The following is a 15,087-nucleotide window of genomic DNA, read 5'->3' on the forward strand; positions in this document are numbered from 1 at the left end:
CATTTTAAACTATCTGTTTGCTACATTGTGCTCTAGCCCATGCATCAATAATGAACACATCATCAATAGTGGCAGGTTCCGGAAAATTAAGTTGATCTAACGTGGTTGCAACTTGTTTGGCAATATCCATAAAACCAATTTTATGCTGTAAAAATGCTTCAACTGCCACTTCGTTGGCAGCGTTAAGCGCTGTTGTTGCCGCTTGCCCTTCACCACAAGCCTTAATGGCTAATTTTAAGCATGGATAACGAATAAAATCGGGTTGATTGAAGGTTAATGATGAGATTTGAGTAAAATCTAAAGCAGGTACACCGGATGAAATACGTAATGGATAAGACATTGAATAAGCAATTGGTGTACACATATCTGGCACGCCCAATTCTGCTATAATACTGCCATCTAGATAACGTACCATTGAGTGAATAATCGATTGAGGATGTACAATAATCTCCATTTGTTCAGAACTAGCATTAAACAACCAACGAGCTTCAATATATTCCAAGCCTTTATTCATCATCGTTGCCGAATCAACTGAAATCTTTTTACCCATTGACCAGTTAGGATGTAAAGTCGCTTGCGCAGGTGTGACTGAAGTTAATTGATTTAATGGTAGCTCCCGAAAAGGTCCGCCAGATCCGGTTAACACAATTTTGGCGATACCATGATCAGTCAGATTAGCAAATCCAAGATCATGCTGCACTGCGGTAGGTAAACTTTGAAAGATCGCATTATGTTCACTATCGACCGGCAGTAGCTCGGCACCATATTGCTTCACCGCTTGCATAAATAAATGCCCACAAGTGACTAATGACTCTTTATTAGCTAGTAAAATGCGTTTACCTTTTTTAATTGCAGCAAGAGTCGGCCTTAATCCTGCAGCACCAACAATTGCAGCCATAACTTGGTTAACTTCGGGGAGCTGTGCTAAATCACACATAGCTTGCTCACCACTCAGTACTTCTATATTCAATTTTAGGTTAGCTAAATTTACTTTAAGCTGCTGCGCTGCTTGTTCGCTCGCCATAGCAACATATTTTGGTTTAAACTCCTGACACTGCTCTGTCATTTTAGCAACATTAGCGCCACCCACTAGCACATAAGCTTTGTATAAAGTTGGATTTTGCCGAATGACGGCTAACGTGCTACAGCCGATCGATCCTGTTGAACCTAAAATTGCGATATTTTTCATAATTAATAAATTAAACCAATGTTATTTTCTTCAAAGTAAGCGACGTAGTCTAAATCTGGCGCTCTATCGGTCATTACCAAATTAAACTGATCAAGGTTACAAATAAAAGCCGGTTTAACTTGATTAAACTTAGTATGATCGGCAATTAAAATATTTTGATTAGATTTTTTCATTGCCTGATGCTTCATATTCAGTTCATCAAAATGGTAACAAGTTGCACCTTGAGTGAGATCAATACCCGCTGCTGAAATAAAAGCTTTATTTGGACAGATAAAATCGAGCGGATCATGGGAACCAATGCCGGTAAAAATTGCATTATTAAGCTGATATTGCCCACCACATAAAATGATTTTACATTTTGGTTTGTTTTGTAACGCTAGAAAGGCATTGAGTGAATAGCAGATTGCAGTAAAAGCAATATCATCACTAATTTCATCAATGATAAATTGCATGGTTGTACCGCAATCAAAAAAAATAGTATCGTTCTCATCAACAAATTGGCTAACTAGTTTGCTGATATAACGCTTTTCATCTACATGTTTATCTTTTTGATCTGAAACAAAATATTGCGATATGGTATGGCGTGCTTGGTTAACAATATAACCGCCTAAAACAGCTAAACATGATGATTGATTGCTAAGATCTCGACGAATTGTCATTTCAGAAACAGCAAGCATTTGCGCTGCTTGCTTTAAATGAATTTTATCGGTAGTTTTTAATTGCTCAATAAGTGCATTAACTCTTTTTTGCGGTTGTGTTTCCATTGCCATTCCATAAATAGCAATAAGCTACTATACAGTAGCTTATAAAAGGATAAATTAATAGCCGCTAGATGATGCTTTATCGCCTGATACAATTGCAATACCAGCACTAGCGCCTAACCGTGTTGCACCAGCTTGAACCATTTTTTCAGCAGTTTGGCGATCTCTAATGCCACCTGATGCTTTGACACCCATTTTATCACCGACTGTTTCGCGCATCAATTTAACATCTTCAACTGTTGCCCCCGATAAGCTAAAACCGGTTGAAGTTTTAACAAAAGCAACGCCAATTTCTTTACAAATTGTACAAACTGTAACGATTTCTTCTTTAGTTAATAAGCAAGTTTCTAAAATAACTTTTAACGGCACTGAACCACAAGCATTAAATACTGCTTGAATATCTTCTTTAACCGCCGTTAAATCATTGCTTTTTAGCCAGCCGACATTGATAACCATATCGATCTCTTCTGCTCCAGCTTTGACTGCCATTTCAGTCTCAAATGCTTTAGCAGAAGTCAGCATAGCACCTAAAGGAAAGCCAATGACTGAACAAACCTTTACATTGCTACCTTTAAGCAAGCTAGCGACTAAAGGCACATAGCCTGAATTAACACATACAGAATAGAAATGATACTGCTTTGCTTCTTCACAAAGTTTACGTATTTGATCTTCTGTGGCATTCATCGCCAGTAAAGTATGATCAATATACTTTGCATAATCCATAATGATGTCCTTTAATTTTTGTTAGTAATGTCTAGTAAATGATTTTAGTATTAAGTAAATGATGTTATAAAAATAACATATATAGCCCTATAATGTTATTTCCGTAACATTATATACTTAAATTTTGATAATTAAAAACTAAACTATTTAATAAACTTGATTATATTTAGTGGCAAATAATGCGCTAACACAAACAAAATGTTTTACCTTTTAATTGGGCACAAGCGCATTATTTGTATTGAGCAACTATAGATAAACTCAGTTAGACCTTATACCGCTTAAATAAAGGATAGCTGTTTATTGAATGATTTTTTATTTTTGATCTATTCGCTAACTGATTAAACTAATATTTTGTATTTTTCAGCGGTAATGAAATGATTGATAATTGATAGGCAAAAAATCAAAAAGCCTAGTTTTATCAACTAGGCTTTTTAGACAAGAGATTAAAATTCCATTAACTCTTTTTCTTTATCTGCAAGTACTGCATCTAATTTTTTGATAGCTGCATCTGTTGCTTTTTGAATTAAATCTTGTGATTTACGTTCATCATCTTCTGAGATTTCTTTATCTTTTAACAAAGCTTTGATTTGATCGTTAGCATCACGACGAATATTTCGAATTGACACACGACCTTGTTCTGCTTCATTACGCACTATTTTAGTTAAATCACGACGACGTTCTTCAGTTAACGGTGGTAGAGGTACTCGAATAACAGTCCCTGCTGAAGCAGGATTAAGTCCTAAATCAGAGGTTAAAACTGCCTTTTCAATCATTGGCGTTAATGATTTATCAAATACCGTAATGGCTAGAGTTCTTGCATCTTCAGCGACAACGTTAGCTAGCTGACGTAGTGGTGTAGGACTACCGTAGTATTCAACCATAATACCGTCTAATAAGCTTGGTGAAGCACGCCCAGTTCTGACTTTAGAAATATGATTTTGAAACGCTTCAATACTTTTTTCCATGCGCGTTTGCGCTTCTTTTTGAATTTCATTTAGCATAATAAAAACCTTTTTAAATAATTAAGACTAACAGCTCACTGTAGTCTGATTATTGATTAATGTTCCCTCTTGCTCGCCTAAAATGACACGACGTAATGCACCAGGTTTATTCATATTAAAAACACAAATTGGTAGATTATGATCTCGTGCTAATGTAAATGCGGCTAAATCCATGACTTTTAATTCATCATCCAACACTTTTTCATAGTTAAGTGTTTTATATAGTGTAGCATTGGGATTTTTTACTGGATCGGCAGAATAAACACCATCAACTTTGGTTGCTTTTAAAACAACATCTGCTTCTATCTCGATACCACGTAAACAAGCTGCAGAATCAGTTGTAAAAAATGGGTTACCTGTTCCGGCAGAAAGAATAACAACTTTACCATGACGAAGTAAGCTTATTGCTTCAGTCCAACGGTAGTCATCACATACACCATTTAATGGAATTGCTGACATTAAACGTGCATTAACTTCAATTCGGTGCAAAGCATCACGCATGGCAAGGCCATTCATCACTGTTGCTAGCATTCCCATATGATCACCAACAACACGATTCATACCTGCTTTAGCAAGGCCTGCACCACGAAATAGATTACCACCCCCAATAACAACAGCAACTTGAACATTCATTTCGATAAGTTCTTTGATTTCTTGTGCCATGCGGTCAAGAACGGTTGGATCAATACCAAAACCTTCATCGCCTTGTAGTGCTTCGCCACTGAGTTTAAGAAGAATACGTTTATAGAAAGGGGTTACCATATGAAGTCTCACTATTTCGTTATTTAATTACCAGACAAGCTAGAATAACTAGCGGGTAACTATTTTAAAATATTTTGTAGATAAACAAAACCGCCTTACGGCGGTTTAGATAAAACAATTAAGATTGTTTCGACATCGCAGCAACTTCAGCTGCAAAATCAACTTCGACTTTTTCGATGCCTTCACCCACTTCAAAGCGGATAAATGTAGCAATTGTCGCTTTTTTCTCTGCAAGTAAATCACCAACAGTTTTGCTTGGGTCCATAACAAATGGTTGACCAGTAAGTGATACTTCACCAGTGAATTTACGCATACGGCCTTCAACCATTTTTTCTGCGATTTCACGTGGTTTGCCTGACTGCATTGCAATATCGATTTGAATATTACGTTCATGTTCAACAACATCAGCCGGAACATCACTTGGATCAACATATTCTGGTTTGCTTGCAGCGATGTGCATTGCAATATGTTTCACTAATTCTTCATCACAGCCACTGTTTGCCGCAACTAATACACCGATACGAGCGCCGTGTTGGTAACTACCAACAACATCACCAGTGATCTCTTGAACACGACGAATGCCGATATTTTCACCAATTTTAGCAACTAAAGCAGTTCGCTCTTCTTCAAATTTTGCTTGTAATGCAGCAAGATCAGTAATGTGATCATTTAATGCTGCAGCTGCTACTTTCTCACTAAATTCGATAAAACCTGCATCTTTAGCAACAAAGTCGGTTTCACAGTTGATTTCTAGAATAACACCTGATTTTTTATCAGCAGAAATTTTAGAAATAATTACACCTTCAGCTGCAACACGTCCAGCTTTTTTAGCTGCTTTTGCTTGACCTGATTTACGCATATTATCGATAGCAAGATCGATATCGCCATTAGCTTCAACTAATGCTTTTTTACATTCCATCATGCCTGCGCCTGTTCTTTCACGCAGTTCTTTTACCATAGAAGCGGTAACTTCAGCCATTTTTAAATCCTCTATTTAACCATTTTGATGATTTTCATTAGAATGGGTCGATGATATTATCGACCCTGAAAATATTTGAGTTTATTACTCTGCTGCTGGAGCTTCTTCAACAAAGCTTTCTTCAGATACTGGAGATTGATTTTGTTCACGACCAGAACGAACTGCTTCAGCAACCGCATTTGCATATAATTGTATTGCACGGATCGCATCATCATTACCAGGAACGATGTAATCAATACCATCTGGATCTGAATTAGTATCAACAACAGCAATGACTGGAATACCTAAATTGTTAGCTTCTTTGATTGCGATATGTTCATGGTCTGCACCAATTACAAAAATCACATCGGGTAAGCCACCCATATTTTTAATTCCACCCAAGCTATTTTCTAATTTAGCCATTTCACGAGCACGCATAAGTGCTTCTTTTTTGGTTAATTTATCAAATGTACCATCATTAGCTTGTGTTTCTAAATCTTTAAGACGTTTGATTGATTGACGTACTGTTTTCCAGTTAGTCAACATACCACCTAACCAGCGGTGATTAACGTAATATTGTCCACAGCTTTCAGCTGCTTGTTTAATTGCTTCACTTGCAGCACGTTTTGTACCAACAAATAAAATTTTACCTTTACGCGCAGCAATCTTGTTTAATTCAGCTAATGCTTCATTGAACATAGGTACTGTTTTTTCAAGATTGATGATGTGTACTTTGTTGCGTGCACCAAAAATAAATGGTTTCATTTTTGGATTCCAATAACGAGTTTGGTGTCCAAAGTGTACACCTGCTTGTAACATATCGCGCATTGATACTGTAGTCATGATTTCCTCATTTTGACGTTGGGGTTATGCCTCCACATATCCGCTTTATCCGACCTTTATACACAAAGTAAAAGGCACCCCGGAAAAGAGTAATGATATGTGTGTGTTATAACGTTAATTAAGTTTTAAATTTGTGCTTTATTTCACAAATATTTTTGAAAAATGAATGTGAAAAGTAGCGCGCGTTTTATACCATATTTAACTGAGAATTGCTAGTTTTTTCTTACGTAAAAAGAATAATGCATATTTTTTAGAAAAAAATAATATTAGTGAAGAATAAAAACTTTATAAAATCAATAACCGTGCAGAGTGGTTTTAAAGATTATCAATAAGGCAATTGTTGTTCTTATTGATGAATTAGATATATCGTTTGAACCTGTAGAGGAAATAATAAATAAACTTCAAAAAATGATTTATCACCTAATGTAAAATAGGTGTGAAGTATGGACAATTCAAATGTTGCTACGCAGCATTTTAATGCTTTACATATGGTAAATGTTTATACAGCTTCCCATCGTAAAACTTTTCTATTCCCCAAAGTGATTGAAAAATATTAATTATCTATTTCGTTAAAAGCTATAAGTAATAAACAAGCTAAAATTTTCGATCAAGATAAAACTCAACATTATTGTGTAAATTATATATAAGGTATTTTGTCTACTAAAAGATACTCAAAAAGTATTAAACGAACGTAGATGTTTTTATTTGTGTGTGAATTGATTTATATTGTAAAACCATTAAATAATTTTTTGTTATTAAATGGTTTTAACAAAGGTTTAACTAAAGATGTTTTTTCATTAGTTTATATAAAAAGTTGAATATTGATTAATACAATTACGCTTTTTTAACAAAACAAGCTTTCAGCATTACTTTCATTCCATCAACCTTACAATCGATTTCGTGATCGCCGTCTACAAGACGAATGCCTTTAGCTTTAGCTCCTTTTTTGAGAACAGTTGATGAACCTTTTAATTTTAGATCTTTTATTAAAATAATATCATCACCATCAACAAGTGTATTGCCATTACTATCTTTAACTTGTAATTCATCATTGGTTGAGGTTTCTTGATTTGGATCCCATTCATGTGCACATTCAGGGCAAACATAAAATGTGCCATCATGGTAAGTATGTTCTGATTGGCAAACAGGGCAATTAGGTATCGATTCCATAGCTTTTCATTATTCCACGTTAAATAAAATAGTGATTACTATAGCAAAAAAAGGCTGTTTAGTCATTGTATTCTCTTTTTAAGAGGTGGTTATGCCAAATTTATTATTTTTTTCAATTGCACACTGCAATATAATTGAGGTCATTTTTTATAACATTTTGTTTGGCTTTTTTTAGTGTATTTTTATCCATATCTATGCCGATAATATGACAAAAATAAATAAAATGCAGTTTGGATAAAAAAGTGGTCAACGACTATAACTTATTTAATTAACATTGAGAACAATAAAAAAAGGTGCACATAGTGCACCTTCTTTTCTTGAGCTGATTAAGCTTAAATTATTTAATAACTTTAGCAACAACACCAGCACCAACAGTACGACCACCTTCACGGATAGCGAAACGTAAGCCGTCTGCCATTGCGATTGGGTGAATTAATGATACTGTCATTTTGATGTTATCACCTGGCATTACCATTTCTACGCCTTCTGGTAATTCAATAGTACCAGTTACGTCAGTTGTACGGAAGTAGAACTGTGGACGGTAGCCTTTGAAGAATGGAGTATGACGACCACCTTCATCTTTGCTTAGGATATATACTTCTGATTCAAAATCTGTATGTGGTGTGATTGAACCTGGTTTTGCTAATACTTGACCACGTTCGATTTCTTCACGTTTTGTACCACGTAGTAATACACCTACGTTCTCACCAGCACGACCTTCGTCTAGTAATTTACGGAACATTTCAACGCCAGTACAAGTTGTTTTTGTGGTTGGTTTGATACCAACGATTTCAACTTCTTCACCAACTTTGATCACACCACGTTCTACACGACCTGTTACCACTGTACCACGTCCTGAAATTGAGAACACGTCTTCAATTGGAAGTAGGAATGGTTTATCGATATCACGCTCTGGTTCCGGAATATAGCTATCTAAAGCTTCAGCTAATTCAACAATTTTTTCTTCCCATGCTGCATCACCTTCTAACGCTTTTAACGCTGAACCACGAATTACTGGAGTGTCATCACCTGGGAAATCGTATTGAGATAGAAGTTCACGTACTTCCATTTCAACTAATTCTAATAATTCTTCATCATCAACCATATCGCATTTATTTAAGAATACGATGATGTAAGGAACACCTACTTGACGACCTAAAAGGATGTGTTCACGAGTTTGTGGCATAGGACCATCAGTTGCTGCTACTACTAAAATAGCACCGTCCATTTGTGCCGCACCAGTGATCATGTTTTTAACATAGTCAGCATGGCCTGGGCAGTCTACGTGTGCGTAGTGACGAGTTGGTGTATCGTATTCAACGTGTGAAGTATTGATGGTGATACCACGTGCTTTTTCTTCTGGTGCATTATCGATTTGATCGAATGCGCGAGCTTGACCGCCGTATTTTTTAGAAAGTACAGAAGTAATAGCTGCTGTTAAAGTTGTTTTACCATGGTCAACGTGGCCGATTGTACCAACGTTAACGTGGGGTTTTGTACGTTCAAATTTTTCTTTAGACATCTTAATGTTCCTTTATTAAATCACTTCCCTAATTTTGTAGGGAAGTGTTACTTTATTTATATAAATAATTATTTCGCTTTACGAGCTTCAATAATTGCTGTTACGATGTTTGAAGGTGCTTCGTTATACTTCAAGAACTCCATAGAGTAAGAAGCACGACCTTGTGTTTGTGAACGAAGGTCTGTCGCATAACCAAACATTTCAGAAAGTGGAACTTGTGCTTTAACTGTTTTACCAGTTGCAGTATCTTCCATACCTTCGATCATACCACGACGACGGTTTAAGTCACCGATAACGTCACCCATATAATCTTCAGGGGTTTCAACTTCTACTTTCATAATTGGTTCTAAAAGCACAGGTTTAGCTTTCATGAAGCCTTCTTTAAATGCCATTGATGCGGCAAGTTTAAAGGCAATTTCGGATGAGTCGACATCATGGTAAGAACCAAAATGTAAACGCACACCAAGATCCACTACCGGATAGCCAGCTAAAGGACCTGATTTCAATTGCTCTTGGATACCTTTATCAACAGCTGGAATAAATTCACCAGGAATTACCCCACCTTTGATTTCGTTAACAAATTCGTAACCAGCACCACCCGCTTCTAATGGATACAAGTCGATAACAACATGACCGTATTGACCACGACCACCAGATTGTTTTGCATGTTTACCTTCGATATCTTTAACTGTTGTACGAATTGTTTCACGGTAAGCAACTTGTGGTTTACCGACATTCGCTTCAACGTTAAATTCACGTTTCATACGGTCTACGATGATTTCAAGATGTAATTCACCCATACCAGCAATGATAGTTTGGTTTGATTCTTCATCAGTCCATACACGGAATGATGGATCTTCTTTTGCCAAACGACCTAAAGCAATACCCATTTTTTCTTGGTCAGCTTTAGTTTTAGGTTCTACTGCAACCGAGATAACCGGCTCAGGGAATTCCATTCTTTCAAGAATAATTGGTGAATTTTCAGCACAAAGCGTATCACCAGTTGTGACATCTTTAAGACCGATTGCTGCTGCAATGTCACCCGCACGAACTTCTTTGATTTCTTCACGTTTGTTCGCATGCATCTGTACGATACGACCAAAGCGTTCTTTACGATCTTTAACTGAGTTAAGAACTGAGTCACCAGAGTTAACTACACCAGAGTAAACGCGGAAGAAGGTTAAGTTACCAACAAATGGGTCAGTTGCAATTTTAAATGCAAGTGCAGCAAATGGTTCATCATCACTTGAATGACGTTCTGCTGGTTCACCATTTTGTAATTCACCTTTAATCGCAGGGACATCAGTTGGAGCAGGTAGATACTCAATAACTGCGTCAAGCATGAACTGAACGCCTTTATTTTTAAATGCACTACCACATGTTACCAAGATGATTTCGTTAGCAAGTACGCGTTCACGTAGTGCTTTTTTAACTTCTTCTTCAGTTAACTCATCACCACCTAGGTATTTTTCCATTAACTCTTCGTTAGCTTCTGCTGCAGCTTCGATTAAGTTTGCACGCCATTCTTCAACTTGCTCAACCATGTCAGCTGGCACATCTTCATAAGTAAAGGTTGTACCTTGGTCTGCATCATTCCAGTTAATTGCTTTACGTTTAAGTAAATCAACAACACCAGTAAAGCCTTCTTCAGCACCGATTGGTAATACTAATGGAACAGGCACTGCCGCTAAACGTGTTTTGATTTGTTCAACTACACGTAAGAAGTTAGCACCCATACGGTCCATTTTGTTTACAAATGCGATACGAGGAACTTTATATTTGTTAGCTTGGCGCCATACTGTTTCTGATTGAGGTTGAACACCACCAACCGCACAGTAAACCATTACTGCACCATCAAGAACACGCATAGAACGTTCAACTTCGATTGTGAAGTCAACGTGTCCCGGGGTGTCGATGATATTGATACGGTGTGGTTCAAATTGTTGTCCCATACCTGACCAGAATGCAGTTGTCGCTGCTGAAGTGATAGTAATACCACGTTCTTGTTCTTGTTCCATCCAGTCCATGGTAGCTGCGCCATCATGAACCTCACCAATTTTGTGACTTACACCAGTATAAAACAAAATACGTTCGGTAGTTGTTGTTTTACCTGCGTCAATATGTGCACTGATACCGATATTACGGTAGCGTGCTATAGGGGTTGTACGAGCCATATTAATCCTCTATTTAGAATCGTTTGCTTAATAAAATATCATTTAGGTTGACTGACAGTAGATATGTGCTGCCAGTCTAATTTCAAGCCACTTAATATCAGTGGAAAGATTACCAACGATAGTGTGCAAACGCTCTATTAGCTTCAGCCATACGATGAACATCTTCGCGTTTTTTCACAGCAGTGCCTTTGTTTTCAAAAGCATCCATAAGTTCATTCGCTAGGCGTAACGCCATTGATTTATCGCCACGTTTACGTGCAGCATCTACAATCCAACGCATTGCAAGTGCATTACGACGAACTGGACGCACTTCAACAGGAACTTGGTATGTAGAACCACCAACGCGACGAGACTTAACTTCTACAGTTGGTCTTACGTTATCTAATGCAACTTCAAAAGCTGCTAAGTGGTCTTTTCCACTACGCTCAGCTAATTTATCAAGAGCTGAATATACGATTGATTCTGCGATAGATTTTTTACCATCTATCATTAAAATATTTACAAATTTCGCCAGCAAATCTGAACCGAATTTCGGATCAGGTAAAATTTTTCTTTGACCGACAACATGACGACGTGGCATTGGAATACTCCGTTTATATGTTATAAATTTTCAGGTTTACCCAAAACTCAAATGAGTTAAATGGAATTATTATAGTTTGGCCTTACTTAACGGAGTTCCATTAAGCTTTAGGTCGTTTTACACCGTATTTAGAACGGCTTTGTTTGCGATCCTTAACACCTGCGCAGTCTAATGCACCACGAACAGTGTGATAACGAACACCAGGTAAATCTTTAACACGACCACCGCGGATTAAAATCACGCTATGTTCTTGCAAGTTATGACCTTCACCACCGATATAAGAAGTCACTTCAAAACCGTTGGTTAAACGTACACGGCATACTTTACGTAATGCTGAGTTTGGTTTTTTAGGTGTAGTGGTGTAAACACGTGTACAAACACCACGTTTTTGCGGGCATGCTTCAAGGGCAGGAACGTTACTTTTCGCTTCCTTTAGCGCTCTTGGTTTGCGTACCAGCTGATTAATTGTTGCCATTAATAAGCTCCTGATTAATTAAAATAAATTTAAAAATTGCTTTTTAGATACGTAATTAATAACTGTAGCCCAAAGCCTATGTATATAAGTTTTGGGTCGCAAGATTCTAGACCTCAACAGGCATAATGTCAAGTATTACCACAAGTTTATTATGTTATTTAATTAAACTATTTTAGATTGTTAAGCATCAGATAGTTAAACAAAGTTTATCTTTTTCATTCGTAAGTTGTTGGTGAGATTTTATGCATTATTTCTTATCACAATAACTATTTAATGTGGCGTAAATATTTAATGGCAGTGTGAGAATAGGTATATGGCCATTAAGATAGTAAAAGACAAACTGTATAAATTTAAGCTAAATTTTTGCCTAAAAAAACGGTAATATGATACTGAGTATTGAATAAATGTCGTGTGTAACAATGATGAATATAAACAATGAACCTTACAAAGTTGTATTACTATTTAATGCTAATAATATTTACGATCGTCAAATTTTAAAAGGTATTGGTGATTTTTTGAAGTCACATAATATTCACTGGAATATTTATATCTCTGAAACGCTGCGTTATGACACGACCAACTCTTTTCGTTTTGACTGCGATGGAATTATTGCTAATTTTGATGATCCTGATATTGCCGATTTGCTTAAACATGTTCAAATACCAATTATTGGTGTGGGTAGCTCGTATCATGGTAAGTCGAGCTATCCAAATGTGCCTTATGTTGCTGCTGATAATTTTTCCATTATTGAAAGTGCATTTAATCATTTGTGTGCTAAGGGAATTAGTCAATTTGCTTTTTATGGTTTACCTTCAAACCGATATTGCCGATGGGCAGGTGTGCGAGAAGAAATTTTTAAGCAAATCTTGGCGCAGAAAGGATATGAAGGGTTTATTTATCAAGGTTTGTCTACCTCGCTTGATAATTGGCAAGAAGGCTTAGATAAACTTTCTAAATGGTTGCTATCTTTGCCAATGAATACTGGCATTATTGCGGTTAATGATGCTAGGGCACACCATATTTTACAAGCATGTGATAGAGCAGGCATAAAAATACCGGAAGAGTTATGCCTAATTGGTATTGATAATGAGGAAGTCATCAATGATTTGTCAATGGTATCGTTATCAACCGTTAAGCAAGGCACTGAAGAGATGGGATTTAATGCGGCAAACTTACTCCAAAAACACTTTATTAAAGGTAATGTGCCGGTATGTCCTTTACTTATAGCACCTAAAAAAGTTATTGCTAGACGTTCAACAGATTATCGCTCTATTCACGATCCCTATGTCATCCAAGCCATTCACTATATTCGTGATCACGCCTGTAAAGGAATTAAGGTTGAGCAAGTGATCTCTCAGATGCAGATATCACGCTCTAATTTGGAAATTCGATTTAAATCATCATTAGGTAAAACCATTCATGCGGTAATTCATGAAGAAAAATTTAATCAGGCTAAATATCTTCTGCTTGAGTCATCATTACCCATTCAAACCATTTCTCAGCAATGTGGTTATCCGTCAGTTCAGTATTTCTATTTCCTGTTTAAGAAGCGTTATGGCATGACCCCTAAAGATTTTAGGTGCCAATTTACCACACTAAATTCGGCGACGCTTTAATATCAATAGTAACCGTAATAATAAGGAAAAAGCTCAAATATTGCTGTTGCTTTTTCCTTTTTGATGGGTTTATTTGTCAACTGAACGAATTAAAAATATGGCAGTACCGCCAACAATAGCAAACACAAAAGAGACTATAAAAATAGCGGAAAAGCCAAATAACGTTATCACACAAGCGGCAATAATTGGTGCGAGCGCTTGGGTAATTGTATTACCAAGATTATAGATCCCTAAAAAAAAGGCTACTTGCTGCCGATCAGGTATGACTTGCAAATTTAGTAAATTGTCGAGTGAATTCCATATTCCCATACCGATTCCCGCAAAAAATGCATAAATTAATACGCCTGTTTGATTTGGACATAGCGATAAACCCAATGCACCAATGCCTAAAAAGAGCGTAGATAAACCAACTGGTAGTTTAAGCACTTTTAATTTATCGCAGATCGGACCGGCAATAAATCCCATTAAAATGCCGAAAATTAACATAATTAAATTAATGAGTTGGATAGCATTTTGTGTATCGGAAGAATTGCTCTGCATAAAATCGGTCAAAATAAAAAGTAGGTAACCAGTAATAGTAAAGTTACTGATGCCTTGAAAAAGCTTACCAATTAACGCCAAATAGTAGTCTCGACCGATCGACCATTTGGGAAATATAGCCAATGCGTTTTTAAATGTTTTATCGCTTTTGAGTAATTTGTTTTCCTTCGTTTGGTTAAGGTTTGACGGCTCTTTTACAATCAATACCGCTAGGAATACGCCAATGAATGTAATGATACCAAAAACGATAAAGCCAAATCGAAAGCTGCCTAAAAACATCGCAGCAAGTATCGTAAAACCGTTGTTACCTAATGCCATACCTAAACCACCATAAGCGCTAGAGGCCGAGCCTTTTCTATCTTCAGCGGCAAAGTCTATCCAAGCTACCATAGGGGCAACAATGAAGTTTAAAGCAACTTGACCGAGCAACCAGCAACACAACAAAAAAGGGATACTGTTAGCTGTTGAGGCTAATATCATGGATAACATAAAGGCGATAGCGCCCACTACAATCCAAGGTGAGCGATTACCGAATTTTGAACGTGTTCGATCTGATAAATAACCTGCAAGCATATTCGATATTGCTGCAACCACCATACCACACGCAGAAAATAGCGCTAATAAGTGGATCTTATTTACTTCATCAATTTGTTGAATTAGCGCCGGTAAAAAGAGACTTGATGCGGCAATATAGGGACCTAACCACGATGCCGGGCCTATAATTAGTCCGGGAATAAGTCGAGTTAATGGAATTGTTGTTTTCATAATACTTT

General features: G+C 36.8%; 14 protein-coding genes. 1 reads left to right on the plus strand and 13 read right to left on the minus strand.

Features of this window, described 5'->3' with window-relative positions; all coding sequences use genetic code 11:
* Positions 1–4 precede the first annotated feature (4 nt).
* The 12 genes from ispC to rpsL form a co-directional block, all read right to left on the minus strand.
* Positions 5–1,189 carry a 1-deoxy-D-xylulose-5-phosphate reductoisomerase gene (ispC, locus tag A9G07_RS01150; protein WP_065733698.1) on the minus strand — a complete coding sequence of 395 codons (1,185 nt, stop codon included), beginning with the start codon at positions 1,187–1,189 and terminating at the stop codon, positions 5–7.
* Between the two features lie 2 nt (positions 1,190–1,191).
* On the minus strand, positions 1,192–1,953 hold the full coding sequence (deoR, locus tag A9G07_RS01155; RefSeq protein ID WP_065733699.1) for a DNA-binding transcriptional repressor DeoR: 762 nt from the start codon (positions 1,951–1,953) through the stop codon (positions 1,192–1,194).
* Positions 1,954–2,007: 54 nt separating this feature from the next.
* Positions 2,008–2,673: a deoxyribose-phosphate aldolase gene (deoC, locus tag A9G07_RS01160; RefSeq protein ID WP_065733700.1), complete on the minus strand. Its 666-nt coding sequence runs from the start codon at positions 2,671–2,673 to the stop codon at positions 2,008–2,010.
* A 443-nt stretch (positions 2,674–3,116) separates the two neighbouring features.
* Positions 3,117–3,674, minus strand: coding sequence for a ribosome recycling factor (gene frr / locus A9G07_RS01165; protein WP_065562696.1), 558 nt, complete (start codon positions 3,672–3,674; stop codon positions 3,117–3,119).
* Between the two features lie 27 nt (positions 3,675–3,701).
* Positions 3,702–4,436, minus strand: a complete 735-nt coding sequence (gene pyrH / locus A9G07_RS01170) for a UMP kinase (RefSeq protein WP_065733701.1) — start codon at positions 4,434–4,436, stop codon at positions 3,702–3,704.
* Positions 4,437–4,554: 118 nt separating this feature from the next.
* The gene (gene tsf / locus A9G07_RS01175) at positions 4,555–5,415 is read right to left on the minus strand and encodes a translation elongation factor Ts (RefSeq protein ID WP_065733702.1); all 861 of its coding nucleotides are present in this window, start codon (positions 5,413–5,415) and stop codon (positions 4,555–4,557) included.
* Between the two features lie 84 nt (positions 5,416–5,499).
* Entirely contained in the window at positions 5,500–6,237 is a 738-nt protein-coding gene (gene rpsB, locus A9G07_RS01180) for a 30S ribosomal protein S2 (protein ID WP_034882419.1), read from the minus strand.
* An 834-nt stretch (positions 6,238–7,071) separates the two neighbouring features.
* Complete coding sequence (locus A9G07_RS01185; protein WP_065733703.1) at positions 7,072–7,407, minus strand: zinc ribbon domain-containing protein YjdM; 336 nt, start codon at positions 7,405–7,407, stop codon at positions 7,072–7,074.
* A gap of 337 nt (positions 7,408–7,744) precedes the next feature.
* Complete coding sequence (tuf, locus tag A9G07_RS01190; protein WP_065733704.1) at positions 7,745–8,929, minus strand: elongation factor Tu; 1,185 nt, start codon at positions 8,927–8,929, stop codon at positions 7,745–7,747.
* A 68-nt stretch (positions 8,930–8,997) separates the two neighbouring features.
* Complete coding sequence (gene fusA / locus A9G07_RS01195; protein WP_065562791.1) at positions 8,998–11,103, minus strand: elongation factor G; 2,106 nt, start codon at positions 11,101–11,103, stop codon at positions 8,998–9,000.
* A gap of 109 nt (positions 11,104–11,212) precedes the next feature.
* Positions 11,213–11,683, minus strand: a complete 471-nt coding sequence (rpsG, locus tag A9G07_RS01200) for a 30S ribosomal protein S7 (protein ID WP_034883788.1) — start codon at positions 11,681–11,683, stop codon at positions 11,213–11,215.
* 100 nt (positions 11,684–11,783) lie between these two features.
* On the minus strand, positions 11,784–12,158 hold the full coding sequence (gene rpsL / locus A9G07_RS01205; protein ID WP_034883792.1) for a 30S ribosomal protein S12: 375 nt from the start codon (positions 12,156–12,158) through the stop codon (positions 11,784–11,786).
* A 428-nt stretch (positions 12,159–12,586) separates the two neighbouring features.
* On the opposite strand from rpsL, the gene A9G07_RS01210 reads away from it, so the two are divergent.
* Entirely contained in the window at positions 12,587–13,774 is a 1,188-nt protein-coding gene (locus A9G07_RS01210) for a XylR family transcriptional regulator (protein WP_141677440.1), read from the plus strand.
* Between the two features lie 69 nt (positions 13,775–13,843).
* On the opposite strand, the gene A9G07_RS01215 is transcribed toward A9G07_RS01210, so the two are convergent.
* Positions 13,844–15,079 carry an MFS transporter gene (locus A9G07_RS01215; protein WP_218059969.1) on the minus strand — a complete coding sequence of 412 codons (1,236 nt, stop codon included), beginning with the start codon at positions 15,077–15,079 and terminating at the stop codon, positions 13,844–13,846.
* Positions 15,080–15,087 lie beyond the last annotated feature (8 nt).

Origin of the sequence: Gilliamella sp. wkB72, from assembly GCF_001693745.1 — a bacterium.
Taxonomy (GTDB): Bacteria; Pseudomonadota; Gammaproteobacteria; order Enterobacterales; family Orbaceae; genus Gilliamella; species Gilliamella apicola_E.